Annotated in this window: 21 protein-coding genes; 3 read left to right on the top strand and 18 right to left on the bottom strand. The window is 55.5% G+C overall.

Translation table 11 applies throughout. From position 1 onward, the window contains the following. Nucleotides 1-20 precede the first annotated feature (20 nt). From dut to G7Y44_RS01010, 3 genes are all read left to right on the top strand, one after another. Nucleotides 21-497, top strand: coding sequence for a dUTP diphosphatase (gene dut, locus G7Y44_RS01020; protein ID WP_165246818.1), 477 nt, complete (start codon nt 21-23; stop codon nt 495-497). Between the two features lie 425 nt (nt 498-922). Then, nucleotides 923-1,429, top strand: coding sequence for a hypothetical protein (locus tag G7Y44_RS01015; protein WP_165246816.1), 507 nt, complete (start codon nt 923-925; stop codon nt 1,427-1,429). Between the two features lie 41 nt (nt 1,430-1,470). Next, nucleotides 1,471-2,370 carry a prenyltransferase gene (locus tag G7Y44_RS01010; RefSeq protein WP_165246814.1) on the top strand — a complete coding sequence of 300 codons (900 nt, stop codon included), beginning with the start codon at nt 1,471-1,473 and terminating at the stop codon, nt 2,368-2,370. A gap of 8 nt (nt 2,371-2,378) precedes the next feature. Here the strand turns inward: G7Y44_RS01010 and gluQRS are convergent, their stop codons facing one another. The 18 genes from gluQRS to infB all read right to left on the bottom strand — a co-directional run bounded on the left by gluQRS (nt 2,379) and on the right by infB (nt 22,838). Next, nucleotides 2,379-3,335 carry a tRNA glutamyl-Q(34) synthetase GluQRS gene (gene gluQRS / locus G7Y44_RS01005; protein ID WP_165246812.1) on the bottom strand — a complete coding sequence of 319 codons (957 nt, stop codon included), beginning with the start codon at nt 3,333-3,335 and terminating at the stop codon, nt 2,379-2,381. 24 nt (nt 3,336-3,359) lie between these two features. Continuing rightward, entirely contained in the window at nt 3,360-3,995 is a 636-nt protein-coding gene (locus G7Y44_RS01000; protein WP_241159116.1) for an indolepyruvate oxidoreductase subunit beta, read from the bottom strand. 12 nt (nt 3,996-4,007) lie between these two features. Further along, the gene (locus G7Y44_RS00995) at nt 4,008-5,741 is read right to left on the bottom strand and encodes a thiamine pyrophosphate-dependent enzyme (protein WP_165246810.1); all 1,734 of its coding nucleotides are present in this window, start codon (nt 5,739-5,741) and stop codon (nt 4,008-4,010) included. An 88-nt stretch (nt 5,742-5,829) separates the two neighbouring features. Next, on the bottom strand, nt 5,830-6,276 hold the full coding sequence (locus tag G7Y44_RS00990; protein WP_165246808.1) for an FHA domain-containing protein: 447 nt from the start codon (nt 6,274-6,276) through the stop codon (nt 5,830-5,832). Nucleotides 6,277-6,296: 20 nt separating this feature from the next. Then, nucleotides 6,297-7,706: a D-alanyl-D-alanine carboxypeptidase family protein gene (locus G7Y44_RS00985; RefSeq protein ID WP_241159115.1), complete on the bottom strand. Its 1,410-nt coding sequence runs from the start codon at nt 7,704-7,706 to the stop codon at nt 6,297-6,299. A 9-nt stretch (nt 7,707-7,715) separates the two neighbouring features. Further along, nucleotides 7,716-9,932, bottom strand: a complete 2,217-nt coding sequence (locus G7Y44_RS00980) for a VanW family protein (protein WP_165246806.1) — start codon at nt 9,930-9,932, stop codon at nt 7,716-7,718. A gap of 202 nt (nt 9,933-10,134) precedes the next feature. Beyond that, on the bottom strand, nt 10,135-10,797 hold the full coding sequence (locus tag G7Y44_RS00975) for a CDP-alcohol phosphatidyltransferase family protein (RefSeq protein ID WP_165246804.1): 663 nt from the start codon (nt 10,795-10,797) through the stop codon (nt 10,135-10,137). A gap of 149 nt (nt 10,798-10,946) precedes the next feature. Further along, complete coding sequence (locus tag G7Y44_RS00970; protein WP_165044132.1) at nt 10,947-11,321, bottom strand: 4Fe-4S binding protein; 375 nt, start codon at nt 11,319-11,321, stop codon at nt 10,947-10,949. Nucleotides 11,322-11,327: 6 nt separating this feature from the next. After that, entirely contained in the window at nt 11,328-12,416 is a 1,089-nt protein-coding gene (locus tag G7Y44_RS00965) for a hydrogenase large subunit (RefSeq protein ID WP_165246803.1), read from the bottom strand. A gap of 1 nt (nt 12,417) precedes the next feature. Next, nucleotides 12,418-13,101, bottom strand: a complete 684-nt coding sequence (locus G7Y44_RS00960) for an NADH-quinone oxidoreductase subunit C (protein ID WP_165246801.1) — start codon at nt 13,099-13,101, stop codon at nt 12,418-12,420. Nucleotides 13,102-13,105: 4 nt separating this feature from the next. Further along, nucleotides 13,106-13,549 carry an NADH-quinone oxidoreductase subunit B family protein gene (locus tag G7Y44_RS00955; protein ID WP_241158136.1) on the bottom strand — a complete coding sequence of 148 codons (444 nt, stop codon included), beginning with the start codon at nt 13,547-13,549 and terminating at the stop codon, nt 13,106-13,108. Between the two features lie 11 nt (nt 13,550-13,560). Beyond that, complete coding sequence (locus G7Y44_RS00950) at nt 13,561-14,430, bottom strand: complex I subunit 1 family protein (RefSeq protein WP_165246799.1); 870 nt, start codon at nt 14,428-14,430, stop codon at nt 13,561-13,563. Between the two features lie 15 nt (nt 14,431-14,445). Further along, on the bottom strand, nt 14,446-16,401 hold the full coding sequence (locus G7Y44_RS00945; RefSeq protein ID WP_165246797.1) for an NADH-quinone oxidoreductase subunit 5 family protein: 1,956 nt from the start codon (nt 16,399-16,401) through the stop codon (nt 14,446-14,448). A gap of 116 nt (nt 16,402-16,517) precedes the next feature. Continuing rightward, complete coding sequence (gene ribF / locus G7Y44_RS00940; protein ID WP_165246795.1) at nt 16,518-17,441, bottom strand: riboflavin biosynthesis protein RibF; 924 nt, start codon at nt 17,439-17,441, stop codon at nt 16,518-16,520. Continuing rightward, a complete protein-coding gene (gene truB, locus G7Y44_RS00935; RefSeq protein WP_165246793.1) occupies nt 17,434-18,432 on the bottom strand; it encodes a tRNA pseudouridine(55) synthase TruB in 999 nt (332 codons plus the stop codon). The genes ribF and truB overlap by 8 nt, the downstream gene beginning before the upstream one ends. A gap of 5 nt (nt 18,433-18,437) precedes the next feature. Next, complete coding sequence (locus G7Y44_RS00930) at nt 18,438-19,445, bottom strand: DHH family phosphoesterase (protein WP_165246791.1); 1,008 nt, start codon at nt 19,443-19,445, stop codon at nt 18,438-18,440. An 8-nt stretch (nt 19,446-19,453) separates the two neighbouring features. After that, complete coding sequence (gene rbfA / locus G7Y44_RS00925) at nt 19,454-19,837, bottom strand: 30S ribosome-binding factor RbfA (protein WP_165246789.1); 384 nt, start codon at nt 19,835-19,837, stop codon at nt 19,454-19,456. 238 nt (nt 19,838-20,075) lie between these two features. Further along, nucleotides 20,076-22,838, bottom strand: coding sequence for a translation initiation factor IF-2 (infB, locus tag G7Y44_RS00920; RefSeq protein WP_165246787.1), 2,763 nt, complete (start codon nt 22,836-22,838; stop codon nt 20,076-20,078). Nucleotides 22,839-22,848: the final 10 nt, after the last annotated feature.

Genomic DNA, 22,848 nt, shown 5'->3' with positions numbered 1-22,848 from the left:
TGTACGAAAGAATTCGCCCCATGTCATATGAAAGCAATACGTCGTACAACGACGACCACAGTCCGATTATCATTCCTATCCAGCGGCTCGAACCGAGCAATCCACTTCCGCGGTTCGCGTACGTTGGAGACGCCGGCATGGATTTGCGCGCCGCCTGCGATTTCAAACTCGCACCGTTTGAACGTATGGCGGTACCGTGCGGCATGGCACTAGCTATACCACACGGATACGCAGGACTGGTGTTACCCCGAAGCGGCCTTGCCGCTAAGCACGGTATTTCGCTCGTAAACTCACCCGGTCTCATCGACTCGAACTATCGCGGGGAAATCAAAGCTATACTTGTTAACCTCGATCCAACTGAACCCTTTGCAGCACAAGCGGGCGACCGCATCGCACAGCTGGTCATTATCAAGGTGCCAGCGGTTTGCCTTGCTGAAACCGATCAACTCGATACCACAGAGCGTGGCATCGGAGGTTTCGGTAGCAGCGGACGTTAACTCTTTTCCGTATTCAACCTCAAATACGAATGTACGTTCGTTTTTGTCATATATTCGTATTGAGCATATGACCTACAACAGCAGGCTTCAACTCATGGGTAACATATCATATGCGTTTTTTCCAGACTTGACCGCTCCGTTGCATGGTGTGAGAAAATAGCGTTCCAGGGAAACACTGATTAAAGCCGTCTTGCCTTGCGCTGGCGAGGCGGATACCTGAGGATTGAAGACCGAATGCGCGCACTGACGTGCGTAAATGAGGTCTGTAATTCTCAGATACCGGTTCGTCAGTGCAAGGCTGGCGGAATTAATCAGTGTTTCCCTAAGAAGGTTTTGTAAGCTTCGCAGGCTGTGCACGCAGCATATTTCACAGCAGACTTATGGCACAACCGTGTACGTCATCACGCAAAGGCATGGAGACAACCGTGGATCAGCAAAACGAAATACAACCCAACGAGCCAGAACGCAATTCGAACGAATGTCCAAACAAGACAAATGAGCCCACAGGAGCTCCAAACAAACTCAATGAGCAACGTAATCCTACAGGAAGCCCAAACGGCCCGCGTATTAACCTTACGAGCGCGCAAGAAACAAGCTTCAAAAAAGCGCGACGTCTAAGTAGTATTGCCATGCTGTGCGCCGTTGTTTCGCTGTTCTTCGGCGGCATGTTGCTCAGTACTGCGGGCTTGGTATGCGCATTCTTGTGTTATCGAACGTTAAAGCCACATTTCAACGATCCAGGAGACGGCGGCACATTCGCTATAGCTTTGAAGCGTACCGCTGTGGTATCTGCGATGTTTTGTGCGATGTCGTTCGCATTGAACGCATTTGCCGCTTGGCAAATGATGCCGATGATCATGGATATGCTGAACTCAGGAAACCTCAACTTAGAAGGTGCGTCCCCCAGCCCCTCAAATTCCACCTGGGGTTAATTGATAATATGTGTTATGTAAACCAGCATCTTTCGCTGCGAATGGCGGTGCAACTAGCAGCACCGCATACTTGGCCTGCATCGGTATTGCCGGTGCTTGTTGCTTGCGCGCTGACACTTGCACACACTGGCCAGCTAGCTGTGCTCGATGCGATACTGCTGCTCGTCATCTGTGTGCTCATGCAGTCGTCGGTGAATACCTTCAACGACTACTACGACTACGTAAAAGGATCGGACTCCGCCAACGACAACGTTGAAACGAGTGATGCTGTGCTCGTGTATAACAACGTAAACCCACGAGAGGCGCTCATACTTGCGATCGGGTTTCTAGCAACCGCCTTTGCGCTGGGTTTGGTCATCATCGTGCATGCTGGATTCATGCCGCTTTTTATCGCGCTTGTAGGTGCTCTTTTCGTAGTAGCGTATTCCGCTGGCAAAACCCCTATTTCATACCTACCTATTGGCGAACTTGTCAGCGGCGTGGTGATGGGTGGACTTATTCCCCTTGCCTGTTACCAGGTGCTCACCGGATGGCTTAATCCTTGGGTATTCGCGTGGACGGTGCCGGAAATCATCGGTATCGGACTCATTATGTTCACCAATAACCAATGTGACATCGAGAAAGACCAACTTGCAGGGCGTCGCACCATGCCAGTCTGTCTCGGTCGCGCGAAAGCTCGCAAGCTTTATTCCGCCGTACTGATCACCTGGCTTGTCTGTATCGTGGTTATCGTTTTTTTATTCTTCCCACGTGGAGCTATCGTGCTTCCCTTCTTATTTGCGGCGGCATATCCCCTGCTCAAGGCCCTATATGCAAACCCCTTAGAGCCGCGCACACGCATCGGTGCCATGGCACAAGTATGCAGCGTGAACGTGGTACTGGGTAGCTTCTACGCGCTATGCATTGTGACAAGTGGTTACGCACTAACGTTTTCGCTATAGCTCGTCTGTTACGCGCGCCACGCTATCTGAATGAAATCAGAAATACCACCCTTAAAGCGATTGAGATCAAACGTTTCAAGCAGCTCTTCGGGTGTTGCCGGCTCATCGACTGATTGTAAGCCAACCACGTATGCAATGTGTCCCACCACGCCCTGCGGCGTGCGGTAACGCTCGAGGAGTTCGGGCAGCGCCGCATCACGATCGCGCTTCGAGAGACGCCTCCCCTCTTCGGCAACAAGCAGGGGAATGTGTGCATATACAGGCGAGGACATACCGAGGCAGCGCTGCAGAAACATCTGCTGCGGTGTTGAACACAAAAGGTCAACACCACGCACTACCGACGTTACGCCCTGTTCAGCATCGTCAACCACAACAGCCAGTTGATAAGCGAACGCCCCGTCCGCACGCCGCACCAAGAAATCGCCGCATTCGGTTGCCAGATTCTGCCCATACGGACCCTGAATGACGTCAATAAGATCGATGTGCATGGCAGGAACTTCAATCCGCTCAGCAGGGGCTTTCTGCAGCCGTTTCGCAGCAACCTCCCCCTCACTCAAATTCCGACACGTTCCCGCATACACGAGCTTTTCACCACGATGCGGTGCCGATGCCGCATGTAAATCGGCACGCGAGCAGAAGCACGGGTACACGCGGCACGTCTGTTTCAGCTCGTCAAGCGCCGCGCGGTATGCCTCGCCACGCTCGCTTTGGTAGAGCGGACCAGTGTCCCACGTAAGCCCCAGCGCCTCAAAATCGCGCATGATGGCACTTACGTATTCACTCTTCGAACGCTGCGCATCGAGATCCTCGATGCGCAGCGCAATACGACCACCTTGACTCTTAGCGATAAGCCAAGCCATCAGTGCCGCATACACGTTACCCGCATGCATGCGACCCGTGGGCGACGGAGCGAATCTGCCGACCACGGGACGGCACTTTTCTTGGCTTATTGCAGCTTCACTCATCGCTTCGCCGCGTTCCCATGTTCGCTACGCCTGATCAGGCGCGCCAAGAGCAGCTTCACGAGCAAAGTTGTAGCCTTCATCGAAGGCTGCCAGATTCGCCTCAACCGTTTTAGGCGGCACGCGCTTCGCGATAACATCTTTCCACACATCCAACGGGAAATCGAGCCTTGTGGCGAGCGCTCCGAGCAGCACTACATTCGCCGACTTCGGAGAGCCAGCAGCACGAGCTATCTGACCCGCAGGAATGATAGTTGCTTCCGTAGCCTCTAACCGCTTGTCAAGATCAGTTGGCGCTTTCACAAGACCAGCAGCCACGGGAAGCGGCTTGATGCGCTCATCGGCCACCAGCAAGTAGCCGCCCTCCTTCACATAGGCAAGGTTACGCAGCGCTTCCATGCGCTCGAACGAAACGACGCAGTCCGCCGTACCAGCGTCGGCAACCATCGACGCCACACGACCACGCCCAAAGCGTACTACCGTGGTCACCGCGCCGCCACGCTGCGACATGCCGTGGATTTCGGATACCTTCACGACATAGCCTGCTTCAAGTGCCGCTTTCGCAAGCAGATCGGCGGCGAGGATGGTGCCCTGCCCGCCCACGCCGCACAGTAGCACGGTTATCGCGTCGGGCGCAGCTTGCTGCATTTCTTCCTGAGTCATGAGTAATCCCTCCTAAGCCTGCGTCTGACGGATAGCGGAAAAACCACAGTACTGCGAACACTGGCCGCATCCGATACACTGGTTCGGATCGATGCTGGCAACCCCCGTCTGCTCGTCTGTCGAGATGGCAGGGCAGCCCAACGTTGGACACACGCCGCATGCACGGCAGGCGTCCGTCACTTCGTATGCGGGCTTGCGCACCCGGTCGATAAGAATACAAGGCGAGCGGAAGATAAGAACACTGATATCGTCGGTTTGCGTGGCACGCTTCAGGGCACCGCGCACGGCTCTCATGTCGTTCGGGTCAATCACCTGCACGTCCTCGACACCAATCGCCCGTACCACGCCTTCCAAATCGAGCTCACGCGAAGGACGGTGCTGCAAGGTTTCACCATTGAAGGGGTTCCCCTGCCGACCGGTCATCGCTGTGGTGCGGTTATCCAGCACGCACACCGTGCCGCACCCTTTGTTGTACACCGTTGAAATCAGCGACGACAATCCGGAATGTGCGAATGTTGAGTCGCCAATAACCGCAACAACCGGGCGGTGTTCCTTGTCCGCCATGGCCAGCTCAAAGCCATGTGCCATGGAAACTGACGCTCCCATATCGAGACACGTATCCATAGCGGCAAGCGGAGGCAATGCTGCGAGCGTGTAGCAGCCGATATCGCCTGTGACGATGGCACGCATACGTGAAAGCTCCTTGAATACGACACGGTGCGGGCATCCAGCGCATAGCGCCGGTGGACGACCGGGCAGGTTTTCTGGCGCATCTTGGTGCGTTGGCAACTCACGGCCAAAGGAAGCGCGAATGATGCCCGGAGAAAGCTCGCCAGCTTCTGGCACGGGATGAAGCGGACTCGCAAGCGAAATACCCAGTGCAGAAACCGACTCGGTAAGGAAGCGCGAGCCTTCCTCCACCACATACACGCGGTCAACAGAGCTGGCGAAATCGCGCAAGGCACGTTCGGGTAACGGCCACGTGACACCCAATTTGAATACAGAAGCATCCGCCAGCGCTTCTTCAACATGCTGATACGTTGCCCCAGCGCAGATAATCCCAATCTCGTTCGAACGGTCAAAGCGCACGTTGTACTGACACGTTTCAACCCATTCTTTCAGGTCAGCGACGCGCTTCAGCTGGTCGATACGACGGGGTTTTGCATATGCGGGCATCATGACGTACTTCGCTGGATTGGATTCATACGGCTTGCGCACATATTCGTTGCGCTCGCCAATCTCAACCGGGGTCTTCGTATGAGACACGCGCACAGTCGAGCGGATGAACACCGGCACGTCGAACCGTTCGGACACGTCGAACGCATCGCGGGTAAAGGCGAGCGCCTCGGCCGAATCAGCAGGATCGAACATGGGAATGCACGCCGCACGCGCGTACCAGTGCGAGTCCTGCTCGTTTTGCGACGAATACATGCCTGGGTCATCGGCAGCAAGCACCACCAGACCACCATTCACACCCGTGTAAGCAGCAGTAAACAGCGGGTCAGCAGCAACGTTCACGCCCACGTGCTTCATCGTAGCAAGTACGCGAGCACCAGCTGCGGACGCACCGACACCCACCTCGACCGCAACCTTCTCGTTTACACACCACTCGGCGTATACGCCGTTTTTCAGCGCAAAATTCTCAAGCGTTTCGGTTGAGGGCGTACCAGGGTACGCGACGCCAATGGTAGCACCAGCTTCCCATGCCCCTTGAGCGATAGCCTCGTTTCCCGACATGAGTATCATACGAAACCCCCTTAAGTTCACAGCACTGCGCACAGTGTCTCAGGATGACCTACTAAAACGCTGTGCGCATCATTATTTTTGATAGAGCCTAATCCTCTTGGTAGACCAAGCAGAACGACCCGATTTGAATGAAATCGCCCGATTTCAGCTCGGCGGCATCAACGTTTTCGTTGTTAACCCACAAACCATTATAGGAATGATTGTCAACGATGTCATAAGAACCGGAATTAGAATGCTCGATGGTGGCATGATCGCGCGAAACGGTCATATCGTTCAGAAAGATTTCGCAATGGGGATTGCGACCGAGCCGAATGCGATCCCCTTCCAAGCGAAACTCGATGCCGGTCTGCGGACCGCGCACCACGCGCAGCGAGGCCGATGAGCGCACCGGCGCCATACGCGTATTCGTTACGTCCGTTAAAACAATCGGCTCGAAACGCTGCGTCGACTCGGCGAGCTTGAACCCGCAAAACGGACACGCACCGTTTAAGGCCGCATCAAATTCGTTGTTGCATACCGGGCAAAGAACGTTCATGGATATCGCGCTTTCCTTCCCTATTGGGTGTTCGAAGTTTTGTCGATAACGTAGGGCAATTCGTTCAACGTAACAGATTCAGCTACCTTGGGCTTGCCGGTAAAACCGTTAAACAACCTCGTCCACCATATTTTAACACCCTCAATAAATGTCGGTGCGTACACGTCCTCACACGCAACGAGATCATATTCGGCAATGACGTTGTTACGCTGCTTGAAGGTAATCGTACCAACCTTATCGCCTACATGCACGTTGCCCGTCAGATTGTCGTAGGTTACCGACTGACTAACGTTTCCGTTCAGATCGAAGATCGTCACCGCGGCATCGGGGTCGGAAAGCGTCGCTGCTACCGTGCGATCAATCCAATCTTGATGAGCCACCCGAGCAACCACCGGAACCTCTGCTTGTTCACCGCTCACGTTTGCTCGCATCATTTCGTCGCTTGTCGCAAGCGGATAAGAGATCTCATGCTCATACACCCATTCACACAGCTGTTGACAATCAACGAAGCGTTGCGCTTCCGAACTTGACCCAATAGCAACAGCGTACAACTCACGGCCGTCTTTGTTCGCCGCACCAACGAACGAGGGGCCGGCATACTCGGTAACGCCGGTTTTTACGCCACATGCGTATTCGTAGAGTTCTAAGAACTCATCGGTGGTTTCGAGAAAGACCTCACCCACCGTGCCATCTGCGTGCGTGACCGTAATCGCAGTACTCCCCCCAGAAACGATACTACGGAACAAATCGTTGGTCATTGCATGTTGGGTAATCTTAGCAACGTCGAGCGCGCAGCTATGCAGGTCTCCCTCAAACTCGCCGAAGTCCAGGCCATGGGGGTTCGTGAATAGCGTGTCGGTACAGCCGAGCGCTGCCGCTTTGTCGTTCATAGCCTGCACGAATCGGTCGTAGCCCGACAGCGATTCGTTCGAACTTGCGCACCGGTCGCCAAGGCTTTCGGCCAGCGCTACTGCGGCGTCGTTTCCTGAGGGGACCATCAAAGCCTTCAAGGCCGATTCGAAGTCCATGGTGTCGCCTTCCGCCAGACCAGCCGACGATTCGCCTACGGTAGCGGCGTTCTCACTAACCGTAACCACAACACCGTTCGAATCACTACCCACAGCGTCAAGGGCAACAATTGCCGTCATAATCTTCGTAATTGAGGCGATTTTGGTTGCTGTAATCGCGTTGCGCTCGAAGTACACTGTTCCATCAGCACCCATAACAAGAGCATATTCTGCATCGATGTTCGGACATTGCGCAACCGAAAGCCCCCGAGCCTCAACGGTTTCACCACAGACAACATCAGCCTTCCGCACATCGGCGAACGCTGTTGCAGGCAGCACAAGCGCTATTGCAAGCGCAGCAGACAACAGTGAGCGCGCCAAGAAGCTCATACCGTTGCGATTGTGCTTTTCTTGCGTTGCCATACGACGTTCCTACCCCTCAGATTCACTCATTACGTTCTGACGTAGTGTCACACTCTGGGCTGCTTCTTGCGAACCCGCTTCATACACCTCGTTTTTCGGCTGGTATACCGAATCGAAGCGATCGACGTGCAATACTTCGCCCGCCGCATTTGTTACGGTTCGGGTTACCCAGAAGCTGCTTCCGTCAGCACCAGACGACTTCAAAAACACGGTACTCGGATCAAGCTGATCGTTGATGACCACGCGGGTTATGTACTTCTCGCCTTCTTCCCACACGCCATCTTCTGATGTAACCTCATAACCAGGATCAATACCGTACAAGGATACGGTTATCGAAGTTTCGGTGTACGATGCTCGAAGAAGCACATCAGAATCGCTGTCGTTCTCCCATACCAGATCGAGATCAGGCCAAGCAACAGCAGCATCCCTCCCTGCTTGGTAGCTAGCTATGTAAAGCGAATGGTTGCGCCGTTCGAGCACCGGATAACCCGCTTCATACACTGCATTGAACACGGTGGTGGCAACTTGGCAAACCCCACCGCCGATTTCGTCGGTATACTCGTCTCCCACAATAGCACCTGCTGAGGCAAAGCCCTGACTTTCGTCGCATTCTCCCACATTTTCGATAAACGACCACGTGCCACCCGCTTTCGCAACAGAATCGCTAATCAGATCGGCAGCAAGGTGAATGTTGTGATTGCGGTTCTCGGTACCCGCACCCGACGTGTACTCGGTGGTATACGAGGAAACAAGCTCGATAATGCCGTAATCAAGCGCTTCATCAAACGTCATGGAACCAGGCATTTCCCCAGTCGCTACGCTAACCTTGATCGGTTGCCCTTCTTCGGCAGAAACCATTGAGGCCGCATCCGGTGCAACATCGCCCTCTTCCTCTGCGGCGGCAGCTCGCGATGCCTCACCGAACACAACTTCGTTCATCGCGCTCACCGTTTGAGCAACCAGAGGAATTTTTGCCACGCCTTGCGCTGCGACGCCGACCTCACCATCTTCAGACGTCGAGAACGACACCGTGATCGAGCCACCCTCCTGATCCATTTCGATATTTTGCAAAATGGCCGGCTTCACCACATCGGCGTCAAAGCAAGGAAGAAGCTCCCAATGCCCTTCCCGTTTCTCAACCGGCCGCGCACTCACCCATTCTCCCAGATCGGATCGATTAACCTCCCATATCGTTCCCTCACATAAAACGGTAGCGCCATGCTCGATGGCAGCGTTTACCGTATCACAGGCCTTCTGTGCTTCCTTTTCATCGATACGCACGGGAGCATACGACACCTCAGCGACAAATGATGTCTCGCCGCCATTCGTCCCAGCAAACGCATTTGTGAGGCGTTGGCGCAAATCGTCGCGGTCGATGATGTTACCGTCGTTGCCTGGCGAAACACTGGCTACGCCATCATCGACGGCAATGTTGAAATCAACCCGCGGCGTGCCGATGGTTTTGTCGATATCGAGCGCAAGCCCTTCCAGTTCTTCCTCATTAAACTCAAGCAGAAAGGGAATGTCGTGGCCGAGCAGGCGCGCACCAAGACGCCCGATGATACCCCCGTCGTCGCGGCCGACCGCCAACGCCGCCTGAGCCAGCGAATGAGCGGGAACCGATGCGGAAAGCGAGCTGGATGTGGCTTCCCATATCTGCTTGTTCTCACGCGCCTCTTCAACAGCAAGCTGCTCGGCAAGTGCTGCATCCTGAGCTGAGGCAGCAGCGTCGTTCACACGTTGTTGTGCCTCGTCGTTCGCGTAAATTGAAACCTGCCCTTGAGAAACCGTATCGGCGTAGGTTTCATCCAGCATCGACGCAATCTCATCTTGTGTCATACCCGAAACATCAATGCCGCCCACGCTCACGCCACCGTAAGCGCGGCCCAGGTGAACAAACGCATCGCCTGCACCTAGGAGCGCTACCGCACAGACGAGCACCAGCACTACCGCTGCAATTTTGCTACGGTGTGCAAGGGCAACCACTCCCGCACATGCAGCCTTAGCAGCTACAGCAACAAGAGAAACGATACCGTGAGCAAGCGCTTTGAGAACGCCTATAACACGAGACGCAGCCCCCGCTCGTGAGGTAGCACGTGGCTCACCCTTCGTCCACAGCGCAACGCCACGCGTCGGCTGTGCGTACTCAGCTTTCCTGCGCGCGGCTGCGCGGTTCCTGTGTTCACGCGGAAAGTGCGTATGGGCCACCGAACGCTCAGATCTCACACGAGTGGAAGCGTCCTGCGAAGAGCGCTGGAAGTCGTGTTCGGCACTATGACTACCACGACGTTCCGAAGAAGGATTGTAAGCGGATTCGGTGCGACGCGACCAGGCGCCACGTGGGCGCCTGGTTGTTCGATTCGTTCCCTGCATCGCTTGGCCTCGCCGTGTGGGTGATGCGTGTGCACCCCAGCGTGGCTTTTTTGTATCACTCATGTCCCAACTCCCGTTGCATGCGTGCAGCAGAAGGGTGTTCTCGCAGTTCGCGTAGCGCTGAGTACGCGTAGTACACCGCCGTCACGGCGCTGAGTACCAGCCCAACATACAGAAACCAGATCGACCACGAGCAGGGATCGGCGTTAAACCCTGGTAGCCAATCGAAAGAAACCCAGCCCAACCCAGAGATAAGCGGAGCATTCAGCAGCAAGCCAGCAAACCCGATGAACAGAAACGTGGTTGATGCTTTACCCGCGAAAACCACAGGGATGCGAATATGACGGCTCCGCAACAGATAGAAACTTCCCACCAGTAAGAAGAGATCGCGCACCAGCACGAAGAGAATGATCCACAGCGGCAAGCGACCAACCAAAAAAACTCCGAGTACTCCGGAGATCATGAGCAAACGGTCGACCGCGGGGTCAAGCAACTGGCCTAGGCGCGTTACCGCATTTGTACGCCGAGCGATCTGACCGTCAATACAGTCAGTGCCCGCCGCGATAGCAAAGATAATAGCCGCTGCAACGTCATGCCCACTCAGCAGCACTGCAAAAAACACAGGGATCAGGCATAGTCTGATGGCCGAAATAACATTCGGTACCGTCAGAACCTTGTTTGACACAGTATTGAGTACCGTATCGACATGCCTTGGCATGATAGCCTTCTCCCCTGCTTCGTTGAAAACCGGGCGCTTTCGCGCCCGGATCTGTTATACGGGAAAAATTTTATCAGTTTTCACACCACCCGTTTACCCGTAAGTGTAGTGGCAGCGCGATTGACACAGCTAAATCGCAAGACGGTAACCTAACCGTTAGGGTTTTGCAAAGGCTCGGCAATCGGCTCGGGGACATGCAGCTCAACAAGGCTTTTTTCCTTGGCCACCTTCGGACGTGTGGGGTTCATCTCAAGGCAGCTTTTCGGGCACTCTGCCACACACGTACCACACTGCACACAGCGGAAACGATCGATCGTCCACGTGCGAGCCTTCTTGTCCACCACGATGGCTCCACAGGGGCAGCGCTTCGCGCAAATGCCACAGAGGATACATGCGCTCACATTGTTTTCTACACAACCCTTCAAGCCTTTTGGCACAGGCTTCGTCTCGAGCGGGTACATCACGGTTTCAGGCTTCTTAAACAGCGAGCCCAACGTCATTTTTCCGAGTTTGAATCCACCCATTGTCGTCTACCTTTCGGTGCAGCTAATGCACGGATCGATCGTCAGAATGATCATATTGACGTCGGACAGCTCGCACCCTTCGAGCGCCTTGACCATGCCTGCGAGGTTCTGAGAGGTCGGTGTGCGCATGCGCATGCGGTCGAGGTACTTCGTGCCGTTTCCGCGCGCAAAGTAGTAACACTCGCCACGCGGCTGCTCTACCACATTACTCGCCTGCGCGCCCGCAGCGGGCGACCCTTTCACCGGAACACTAATGTCACCAGTAGGAATGCCAGCGATCAGCTCTTCGATGATGTCGATCGACTGCAGTACTTCATTCGCGCGCACTTTCACGCGGGCGTAGCAGTCGCCCTGCGTGTCAACGATGGGCTGGAAGTCAGATAGCTTACCGTAGGCACCTCGACCAAGCGAGCGAACGTCGTATGGTACGTTCGAAGCGCGAGCGAACGGACCTACCATACTCGCATTCAAAGCTGCTTCGGTGCTCAAGTATCCAACGCCAACCGTGCGGTTCTTCACCGAGGTGTCCTTCATGAAGGTGTTCACGATCTGACGGTACTCGTCCTTAATACCCTCAAGCGTCATCTTGATCTCGGCGAACTGGTCGGCACTGATATCGCGTGTAACGCCGCCGACTTTCACAACAGAGAAGATGACACGCCCGCCAGTGGTTGCCTCAAAGATAGACAACACACGTTCGCGCAAACGCCAGCAATGCATGAACAAGCTCTCGAAGCCGAATGCGTCAGCCGCAAGCCCCAACCAAAGAATGTGGGAGTGAATTCGCGAGAGTTCATGCCAAATACCACGCAGATACTCGGCACGCTCGGGAACCTCAACACCCATGAGCGACTCAACCGTTTCGGCGTAACCAAGCGAATGCCCGAAAGCGCAAATGCCACAGATGCGCTCGGCAACGTAGATGAACTGGTTGTAGTCGCGCGTCTCAACGAGCTTCTCTAAGCCACGGTGAACGAAGCCGATCTGGGGAATCGCTTCGATAACCTTCTCGTCCTCGACCACAAGGTCGAGATGGAGTGGTTCGGGTAAAACAGGATGCTGCGGCCCGAACGGGATAACGGTTGCCTTTCCCATACTACTCCCCTCCCTTCTTCGCACTCGCAGCCTGAGCAGCCTTTGCCGCCATAGCGGCACGAACCTTCGCGGCCTTTTCGGGGTCCATACCCGCGAGCTTTTCCTCGAGTGCCTTCTCCTTGGCCTGCGCGAGCGCGGCTGCCTCCTTCTTCGCCTTGGCTTCCATGGCCGCACGCACCTTGGCAGCTTTCTCGGGATCCATGGCGGCAAGCTTTGCCTCAAGCTCTGCCTGCTTCGCCGCTGCATCGTCTTCCTGTGGTGCGGCGGCCGCTTTCTCCTTGGCAGCCTTTGCTGCCGCGAGCTTAGCTGCCTTTTCCTTCGCTGCTTTCTGGGCAGGCGAGATGATGGTCATAGGCTCGGCTTGGGCAAGATCGTAGAAGTGGCCTTTGAAGTCTATAGCAATGTCTGAAATGTTGACACCGAATAGATCGTGCGATTCGTTTTCAAACACAAAGGCGGCGATAAAATCATTCGTGATGCTGGGAACCACATCGCCTTTCGTAACGCCCTTGATCTCATAGTTCACCAGATGACCATCCTTCATGAACGAGTACACCATGTCGATGCCGTCGTCGGTGTTCGCACACAGCATCTGCACGAACCGCCAACCCTCAGCCTTAAGGCGCGAGGAGAGCGCAGGCAGCTCGTCGATGGTGCAGCGAGAAAAATCGGAACGGTATTCCATAGCGCTACTCCCCCTGTTCTTTTTCTTTCATAGCACGAGCCTTCTCTTCGAGAACACCCACTGCCTCGACCACTGCATCGATGATAGTTTCCGGGCGAATGGCGCACCCTGGAGCGTACACATCAACCGGAATAGCCTTATCCACTCCGCCAAGTACGTTGTAACAATCGTGGAAGATGCCGCCCGAGCACGCGCAGATGCCGCACGCGACAACCACCTTAGGCTCGAGCATCTGGTCGTAGATTTCCTGGATCACCTTAATATTGCGCTCGTTAACCGAACCAGTCACCAAAAAGATGTCGGCATGCTTGGGATTGCCGGTGTTTATCACGCCGAATCGCTCAGCGTCAAAGCCGGGGCACAGCGTAGCCAGCACCTCGATGTCGCAGCCATTGCAGCTCGAAGCGTCGTAATGGATAACCCAGGGAGATTTAGATGCAAAAGACATGACCATCTCCTTTACAGATACATGAGGAACCCGATGTTGACCAGACCGCACACCAGAGCAACGATCCAGGCCGACCGCAGCAGGAACTGCCACTTCACACGGGCAAAATTGTTGTCGATCCAGATTTCAAGGAAGTACACAGCAAGTACCACCACGATCGCCAGTACGATAGAAGCAGGGTTCGCCCAGATGAAGAACAGCCCCGTCCAGCCGAGGAACAATACGTTCTCACACCAGTGCATAATCTCAACCTTGGCAAGCGTTGGTCCGCTCATTTCGGTAGTGATGCCCTTCACAAGATCCTGATGAGCATGGTGCGAGTACGACAGATCGAACGGCGACTTACGCAACTTAATGGTGAGTACGAACATAAAGCCCAGAAACACCGGCCAGAGTACGGTGACCGCTGGAACAGCGAAGAACAGAGCACCTGCTGAATTAAACGTACCAGAAGCCAGGTAGAACGCTACAGCCATGAACAACATCATGGGCTCGTAGGCCATCACCTGCAGCGTCTCACGGTGGGCACCAACCTCGGCATAGGGCGAACGCGATGAGTACGCAGCCACGATAAAGAACAGCCCTGAAAGCGTGATGATGAAAATACTGAACAGCAGGTTACCACCCGAGAAGAAGATGCCGCCGGCAACGATGGACAGCACCAATGCGCAGGTGATATAGGTGTCCTCAACTTTGTTCACCGACGCGGCTTCCTTCTGCAAAAGCTTGCGCACGTCGTAGTAGGGCTGCAGCAACGGCGGGCCAACGCGACCCTGCATGCGTGCACTGATGACGCGGTCAAGACCTGCCAACAAACAGCCGACGCACGGCGCTAAAACGGCGAAGGCAACGATGCCGATGAGAGTGAAAAGCAGATTCATGCTTGCACCCCTCCCTTACAGACCAAAGAGCGAGAGCACGGCCGAAAGAAGGCCGAAGCCCTTGGTCGTGAACGCAGCGGATACAACCACGCCCAGAATCATGACGATGATGCAGCATACTGAACCGATAGGCGCCATACTCTTCTCGCCAAACACGTCGGTCAGATACCAGTTATGAGCCGTTGCTTCGGTTTCGCCCGACATCGAGTTGCGGAAAATGCGGTTTTCATTGTCGGCCGAAGCGCCTGCAAGATACACGCTCACCTGACGGCGGCGGCTCTTTCCAAGCCCAGCAAACAGCACAATGACGATAACGGTTGTAAGTGCGGCGGCTATGAGTAGATCAACCATCGGGATGCTTTGCCCTGCGATGCCGTAGATGCCGACAACGTACGGCTCAACGAGCCAGCGCGAAAGTAGGGGCAGATTGATACACGCCAGTACCGACAGTGCTGCCATGACCAGAATAGCTGACCATTCTGAACGATGCACGCTGCCTTCCACGTTTTCTACCCGCTGCGCGACACCAGCAAGCTTGCCGAGCCACTTCGCCCAGAACATAAACGTTGCAGCCGACCCAAACCCGAGCAATAAGATGAGTGCAAGCTGCCCCATATCGGCGAACGAGATGAGCGTAGCCCATTTCGCCACCAGCATACCAAACGGTGCTACGAACATGACCATAATGCCAAGCATCATGAAGCGAGCCAAACGCGGCATACGCTCAAACAACAGGTCCATGTCCTCAATGTCGCGGCTGCCGATATGATGCTCAGCCGTGCCCACACACAGGAACAGGAGCGACTTGGCAACCGCATGGAACACCATCAAGAATGCGCCAGCCCACACCGCTTCAGGCGTGCCTACGCCCGCACAGGCCACGATCAGGCCCAGGTTCGCGATGGTGGAGTATGCCAGAACGCGTTTAGCATTGCTCTGCGAGATAGCCATAAACGAGCACATCATGAAGGTGACGCCACCAACGAGCACAGTCATGGCCGCCGGAACAGGAGACACGAGCATAAGCGGAGCGAGCTTCAACAGCAAGAATACCGCAGCCTTCACCATGGTTGACGAATGGAGCAAAGCACTGGTGGGCGTAGGAGCAACCATGGCACCAAGCAGCCAGGTATGGAACGGCATCTGTGCCGCCTTGGTAATGCCCGCAAACGCTAGCGCCGCCAACGGCAGAGCTGCAAGCATCGGATACGCACCGCCGAGACGAATAAACTCCTGCAGCGACAACGTATTGAACAGCACCACCACGGAGAACAGCGCAACCAAAAAACCAATGCCGCCCAATAGGTTCATAATGATTTGCCTAAAAGCGTTCGCAATAGCTTCTTCGGTTCGCGTATAGCCAATGAGCAAAAACGATGACAGCGTGGTCACCTCCCAGCCAGTGAACATCCACACCATGTTGTTAGAGAACACGATGAGGTACATCGCCGACAGGAAGATAAACATAACGCCGAAGAAGAACGGTCTGCGATCAGGTGCATCTTCGGGTTCGTGAGCCTGGAAATCTTCCATATAGCCAAGAGCATACACGCAGATACCCGTGCCCACGACGCCAATGATGAACGTCATGATCAGCGAAAGCGAGTCGAAGTACAGTCCAAACACAACATCGACACCATGGGCGAATACAAACTCGAAGATGAGCGATCCCACCACCTGAATGACGGCGAGTACGCATGCCAGAACATTCTTGTAGCGAACGCCGTAATACAAGATGATACCCGCAATGAGCACACCAATTGCCGTGCAGCAGTAATCAACGACTGTCGAAGAGAACCTGAAACCGGTCCATGAACTCCCCAAATTCGTTGCGATGAGCCACAGCGAGCAGGCGGCGATGATTACGGACGAACCGATCACAATCGCTTTCCTGGCCTGTTCGCCGCGCACCGCGAACAGCACGATGCCCACGCACAGGGGAAACAAGATGAGAAACCCCAATGTAGCCACTCGTCACCCTCCTTCTTCCAATGCTTCCAACAAATGTACGAAGACCACTCTAGCAAAACATGAGCAAATCAAGATTAGCTTATTCACGCATGCGGAGATACGCTCGGTGAAAGGGGCTACAGGTTGGCTCGCACCCAGTCAATGTTGCCTTTCACGCAGGCAATGAGCGCATCGGTAGAGGAAAACGTCATCATGGGTCGCAACCATTCCATAAACTCAATGTCGATAACGTGGCCGTACAGGTTGCCAGCAAAATCGAGAATATGCACTTCACAAGTCGCCGTTGCGCTATGAGCAAACGTAGGGGCAACACCCACCGACACAGCCGCGCGGTAGCGCACACCGCCTACGGTTACCCACGCAGCATACACCCCGTCACCAATCGCCTGCAACAGCGGGTCAACGAACAAATTCGCCGTCGCGAACCCCATGTCGGCACCTTCGCCTCGCCCGTGCAGTACCGAACCGCTCATAAGGTAAGGTCGGCCAAGCAGGGCGTTCGCCTCGAACACACGACCCTCGGCAAGCAAGCCGCGAATGCGCGTAGCCGATATAGGCAGTCCGTCGGCACTTTTAAGGTCGTGCGGGCAGATGTGCGTTACACCTGCATTTGCCCAGGCACACAGATCGTCAACTGTGCCCGCCGCCTTTGCTCCGAAACGGAAATCGCATCCTACGTGCAGAAAAGCGGGAGGCGTGCCGCGAAACGCGCTTCGCAGGAAGGCTTCCGGTGACTCCGCTGCAAACTCGGGCGTGAACGGCAACACAACTACATAGTCAATGGGAAGCGAAGCAAGCATATCGATGCGCTGGTTGTTTGTCATAAGCTTTTTCAGAAAGGCACGGCGAAATAGCTCATCAGGATCGCGATCAAAGGTGATCACGACAGAGGTGCCGCCCGACTGATAAGCAGTCTTACAAGCTGCATCAATGAGAAAGCGGTGTCCCCGATGAACACCATCAAACACTCCGAAGGCGCACGAAGCGCCCTTAAACACCGTCCGGTCAAAGGAATCGTCGGCTACCAACACGTCAGCCACGCTGCACCCCCACCTGAAACACACAATCCGGCCGCAAACCCCGGCGCGTGGCATCATAGCGATAGATGGCCTTCAGCCGATTGTCCGCTATCATGCAGATACGCTCGCCATCGTGCAAAGGTTCGCACGACGCTACCACCCCCGACGTGCACGCACACCCGAGCATCGTCGTAACCCTGCTATATTCGAATAGTTCCACGGCGTCGCATCGCATACTCATACCACTCGCCACTTTAGCTGACAGGTTTTCTGAGCAAAACACGAACCGAAACCCCAGCATTTTTATGGGATCGAGCAGCACAGGTTCGACCGATCCCAGCGCGTCAAGCTGCATACAATCATCCAACCCTACGTTGCCGCAGCGGATTCTACGCAGCGCGGCTACGTGCGCCGGACATCCCAGCGCAATGCCGGCATCGCGCGCGAGCGAGCGGATATAGGTTCCTTTTGACACGGAAAACAACACCGTCCACACCGGATCGAAGCTGTCAGGAGCCTCGGTTATACTCATAAGACGGGCGTCACGTACGACTATGTCGCGCGGCGCCAAATCGATAATGGTCCCTTCCCGCGCGGCGGCGTAAGCTCGCTTACCCTGAACCTTAATAGCCGAATACGCGGGAGGAAGCTGCTTTTGCGGGCCGACGATTGAATGAAGATAGGTTTCGGCGACGTTTTCGTCGAAAAGCGCACGTGCGGGCACGCCTCGCTTCACTACATTTCCGGCAGCGTCATCGGTGTCAGTGCCCACGCCAAAACGGATGTCAACCTCATAGGTTTTATCATGCCCAGTCAGGTATTGGTCAAGCCGAGTTGCTGCTCCCACACAAATGGGAAGCACGCCACTTGCCAAAGGATCGAGCGTTCCGGTATGACCCACCCGCCGCTCACTGAATGCCCTGCGACACGCGTTCACCACATCATGGGAACTCATGCCGCTTGGCTTGTCGATTCCCAGCACGAAGCAGTGCCCCGATTGCCCACGCTTCATCGGCTTTAGCCTTCCTCGGAACTGACCAAGGCTGCCTGCATATCTTCCATAACTGTTATACGTGCTTGGTCAAGCGAGCATTCGAGTGTGAAACCAGCTGCCGCCCTATGTCCGCCGCCGCCGTAGCGGCGCGCGATGGCCGACACATCGGTGTTGTCTTTGGCGCGCAGGTTTCCTCGCACCGCACCCTCCTGCTCACGCAGCATGCAGGCAATTCTCACACCGCGCAAGCTTCGGATCGTACCAATAAGTGCATCGGCGTCAGTTTTTACCGCACCTGTTTGCTCAAAATCCGTCGCAGAAAGCCAGCTGAGAACACATGCGCCATCGTCAGAGAACTTAAGATGCTCGATGACTCGATCCTCAAGCGCAAGCGAAGCCAAGCTTCGATTCTGATACACCTCACGCGCAATATAGGCGGGATCAGCCCCTGCTGCAACCATCTCGGAGGCGCAGGCAAACGCCATAGGTGTGGTGTTTTGGAACTGGAAGCGGCCGGTATCGGTAAGCAACCCGACATAGCAGCACTCAGCAACCCCGCGAACACGTTCAGCACCGAGTGTACATACCAACTGCCAAACAAGCGTGGATGCCGAAGGTGCTTGCGGGTCAATGTGAGCCAGTGCCACTAATGACTCATCAGCAGCATGATGATCAATGACGGCAGCGTGGTGTGCTGCACGCATGATAGTCGTTGCGGCTTCTCCCATACGCTTGGTCGTTGGTACGTCAACCGCCACAAAGGCGTCGAGTTCTGCGCCATCGTAACAAGCAGCCGGAATCAGCCGATCGACTCCTGGTAAAAAGGAAAGCGATTCATCGATAGGCTCATCTTGTGCGAGCAAGCCAATTACGCGCTTACCAAGCGATTCTAAAGCAAGCTGAAGTGCTAACTGCGAGCCAATACAGTCACCATCGGGGCTCACGTGCCCGCAGATAGCCACTGTCTTGCTTTCTGAAAGCATGGCAGCAATGTCTGCAAGTGTTGACACCGGTTGTGTTTCAGATGCCATGAAACCTCCTACGAAGATGCTAAATTCTCATCGGTGCCATGCGACTCAGCGTTTCGCTGGGCGTCGCTTGCCAGTGCGTTCGCGATGCGTTCGGCTTCATCGATACTCGTGTCCAAAAGAAAGCGTAACACGGGTGTAACGCGCCACGACAACCGGTGTGCCATAAGCGAACGGATGCGCCCCGACGCTTTCTCGAATGCAGCCGCTACGTCATCGTATTGGTCGGGCTCAGCTGTATAAAACACGTTACACGCGCTGCGATCGAAGCTGACTTCACACCCAGTAATGGTAACCAACGAAAGGCGTGGATCAGATATATCGAACAGTAGAATGCTCGCAATGGTTTCGCGCGCCTGCTCGTTCACCTTACGGTTAGAAGCACCCTGTTTCATGGTGCACCTCCTTTTTTGTTTTGTACAGAAGAAGGCTATCAGGTCATGTGGCCCGATAGCCTTACAAGTTTGTTACGTCCGGTCAAGTTTGCCCTGTCTGGTCAGACGAGGTTGACATGGCACGCGAGCAGGACTGCTTGAGCGACTGAGCATTGCCCGTCTCTCTTCGCGAACAGACAATGCTCAAAGCCCGCAGCATCGAGTTGTTCCGCCGTTGCGCTAGCACGGCGGAACAACGTTATTCGGTGCGCTCGACTTCCTTCACCACGTAACCTTCGATGGTATCCCCTACCTTCAGGTCCTGGTAACCGGTTACGCCAATGCCGCATTCGTAGCCCTGCTTCACCGACTTCACGTCGTCTTTGAACCTGCGTAAGCTCGCAATGGTTCCCTCGAAGACAACCGTTCCCTCGCGCACGATACGCACCTTGTTGTCGCGGCTAATCTCGCCTTCTGTAATGTAGCAACCCGCAATGGTGCCAACCTTCGGTACCTTGAACGTCTCGCGCACCTCGGCGATGCCGGTGTCTTCTTCGATAATATCGGGGGACAACAATCCCACACGCGCGGCGTTGATTTCCTCGATAGCCTCATAGATGACACGATACAGGCGAATACTCACCCTCTCCTTCTCGGCCTGGCTCTTCGACTTGCCGGTCGGACGCACGTTGAAGCCGATGATCATAGCATCAGATGCCGCAGCCAGTGTGACGTCGGTTTCGGTGATGCCACCAACCGCCGAGTGAACGATATTGATGCGCACCTCGGACTGATCCATCTTCTCGAATGCATCGCGCAGCGCCTCGATAGAGCCCTGCACGTCGGCCTTCACGATGAGGTTAAGGTCGGTCTGCTTACCCTCTTCGATGCGACTGAACAGGTCATCCAAGCTCATGTGGGAGCGTTGCTCCTGCTCGGCTAAGCGGGCGCGCAACGCACGTTCTTCGGCGAGCTTCCTCGCATCGCGCTCATCTGCAAACACCCTGAACTCGTCGCCGGCAACCGGCACCGAACTCAAACCCAAAATCTCAACGGGATCGGCCGGACCAGCGGCGTCAACGTGAGCCCCGCGCGGGTCAACCAACGCGCGCACACGGCCATGCGACATACCCGCAACCACCACATCGCCAGGATGCAGCGTACCGCGGTGCACGAGAACAGTTGCAACCGGACCGCGACCCTTGTCGAGGTTCGCCTCGATAACAAATCCCGAAGCCTCAGCGTCAGGATTTGCCTTAAGCTCCAGCACGTCAGCCTGCAAAAGAATTGTTTCCAACAGATCGTCAATGTGTAGGCGTCGTTTGGCTGACACATTCACGAACATGTTCGAACCGCCCCATTCCTCAGGGATCACGCCGTATTCAGTGAGTTCCTGGCGCACGCGGTCGGGATTCGCGCCGTCCTTATCAATCTTATTCACCGCAACCACGATTGGAACGTTGGCTGCTTTCGCGTGGTTGATAGCCTCAATGGTTTGGGGCATAACGCCGTCGTCAGCCGCCACCACGAGCACGATGACGTCGGTTACCTGAGCACCACGGGCACGCATGGCGGTAAACGCCTCGTGACCAGGGGTATCGATGAAGGTAATCTGACGGTCGTTAATGTTTACTACCGACGCGCCAATGTGCTGAGTAATGCCACCAGCCTCGCCCAGCGCCACACCGGTGTCGCGAATGGCGTCGAGCAGTGACGTCTTGCCGTGATCAACGTGTCCCATAACGGTAACTACAGGAGGACGAGGCTTTAAGTCTTCTTCTCTGTCGTTATACACAACAGCGTATTCCTCTTCAGGAGACACCACGCGCACCTTACGACCCATGTCGTCAGCGATGAGCTCCACCATGTCATCGCTCATCGACTGTGTGAGAGTGAGCACCTGTCCCAGCAAGAACAAACGCTTGATAACATCGTTGGGTTGCACACCCAAAAGCTCGGAGAACTTGGCGACAGTGGCTCCCTGGGGAATCTCCACCACGGAGTCATCAAGTACGAGTGCCGGGTCGAGACCCTTCTCGATAGCCTGCTGCTCAAGCCGTTCGCGCTGTTCCTGCTCGCGTTTCTGCTTACGCTTTTTACGGCGCCCTTCACCTTCGTGCGTGCTGGCGGCTGCAACAGCGGCACGAGCCTCTTCGAGCACCTTGTCGCGCTGAAGCTTTTCAGCCTGCACGGCCATTTGAGCGTAGCGATCTTCGGAGTGTGACTGTACCGGCGTTTCAAGCTCCGGCACATACTGCTTTCCGGCATGCCCCTTCTTCCCTTTTCGGCGTCCGCCTGCGCGCTGCTCAGGTGCGGGCGAGGGCGCTTGCTGCTTTTGCGCCTGTATACGCTGCTGCTCAGCCTCAATCTGGGAAAGCAGCGAATCGAAGTTGCTCTTCGTCCTCGTTGCCGCAGGAGCGGGTGCCGACGGGCGATGCGGTGCAGGGGTATGCGATACAGCAGCCTTACCACTCTTGCGGCCACGATTGCGCAACGCCGCCTCAACCGCTTGCTTTTTCGCCACTTCGCGGCGTGCTCGCTCAGCACGCTCGCGGGCTTTCTTCTCGGCAGCCTCGCGAGCAACGCGCTCTTTCTCGCTTTCGATCTGGTGGGCCAGGCTCTCGAACGGCGAGGGGGTGCTTATCACCTTATGCGGTGCGGTGCGAGCGTCAGCATCTTCCGCGACGTCTGACTGTGTAGAATCCGCACGGCGTGCGCGCTCGGCCTCGCGCAACGCGCGCTCCTTTTCCACCGCTTCGCGGCGTGCGCGTTCTTCCTCGACCTTCTGACGCTCCGCTTCAGCCTGCTGCTCGGCAAGTTTTTGGGCCTCTTCGTCAGCCAGCTGTCCAGCACGCTGCCTGATCTCGGGCTCAAGGTTCTTCCTGATCTTGTCGACATAGGCATCCGCGAGCACGCTCGCATGGCTCTTAGCGGGAATTTTCATTTCGCGGAGTTTGGCTAACAGGTCCTTGCTGGACATATCGAATTCCTTCGCCAACTCATGTACGCGCATACTTGCCATATACCACTCC

The organism is Adlercreutzia sp. ZJ141 (assembly GCF_011038965.1).
Lineage (GTDB): Bacteria > Actinomycetota > Coriobacteriia > Coriobacteriales > Eggerthellaceae > ZJ141.
This window is presented reverse-complemented; position numbering and strand designations above follow the sequence as displayed.

Coding starts and splice junctions, on each gene's coding strand:
- G7Y44_RS01010 (WP_165246814.1), top strand. CDS start 1,471: ATGGCGGTGCAACTAGCAGCACCGCATACTTGGCCTGCATCGGTATTG.
- G7Y44_RS00995 (WP_165246810.1), bottom strand. CDS start 5,741: ATGATACTCATGTCGGGAAACGAGGCTATCGCTCAAGGGGCATGGGAA.
- truB (WP_165246793.1), bottom strand. CDS start 18,432: ATGAAGCGTGGGCAATCGGGGCACTGCTTCGTGCTGGGAATCGACAAG.
- G7Y44_RS00960 (WP_165246801.1), bottom strand. CDS start 13,101: ATGGAATACCGTTCCGATTTTTCTCGCTGCACCATCGACGAGCTGCCT.
- G7Y44_RS00985 (WP_241159115.1), bottom strand. CDS start 7,706: ATGGCAACGCAAGAAAAGCACAATCGCAACGGTATGAGCTTCTTGGCG.
- infB (WP_165246787.1), bottom strand. CDS start 22,838: ATGGCAAGTATGCGCGTACATGAGTTGGCGAAGGAATTCGATATGTCC.
- G7Y44_RS00930 (WP_165246791.1), bottom strand. CDS start 19,445: ATGGCATCTGAAACACAACCGGTGTCAACACTTGCAGACATTGCTGCC.
- G7Y44_RS00955 (WP_241158136.1), bottom strand. CDS start 13,549: ATGTCTTTTGCATCTAAATCTCCCTGGGTTATCCATTACGACGCTTCG.
- rbfA (WP_165246789.1), bottom strand. CDS start 19,837: ATGAAACAGGGTGCTTCTAACCGTAAGGTGAACGAGCAGGCGCGCGAA.
- G7Y44_RS00975 (WP_165246804.1), bottom strand. CDS start 10,797: ATGCCAAGGCATGTCGATACGGTACTCAATACTGTGTCAAACAAGGTT.
- dut (WP_165246818.1), top strand. CDS start 21: ATGTCATATGAAAGCAATACGTCGTACAACGACGACCACAGTCCGATT.
- G7Y44_RS00965 (WP_165246803.1), bottom strand. CDS start 12,416: ATGGGAAAGGCAACCGTTATCCCGTTCGGGCCGCAGCATCCTGTTTTA.
- G7Y44_RS00970 (WP_165044132.1), bottom strand. CDS start 11,321: ATGGGTGGATTCAAACTCGGAAAAATGACGTTGGGCTCGCTGTTTAAG.
- G7Y44_RS00990 (WP_165246808.1), bottom strand. CDS start 6,276: ATGAACGTTCTTTGCCCGGTATGCAACAACGAATTTGATGCGGCCTTA.
- G7Y44_RS00950 (WP_165246799.1), bottom strand. CDS start 14,430: ATGAATCTGCTTTTCACTCTCATCGGCATCGTTGCCTTCGCCGTTTTA.
- G7Y44_RS01000 (WP_241159116.1), bottom strand. CDS start 3,995: ATGACTCAGGAAGAAATGCAGCAAGCTGCGCCCGACGCGATAACCGTG.
- gluQRS (WP_165246812.1), bottom strand. CDS start 3,335: ATGAGTGAAGCTGCAATAAGCCAAGAAAAGTGCCGTCCCGTGGTCGGC.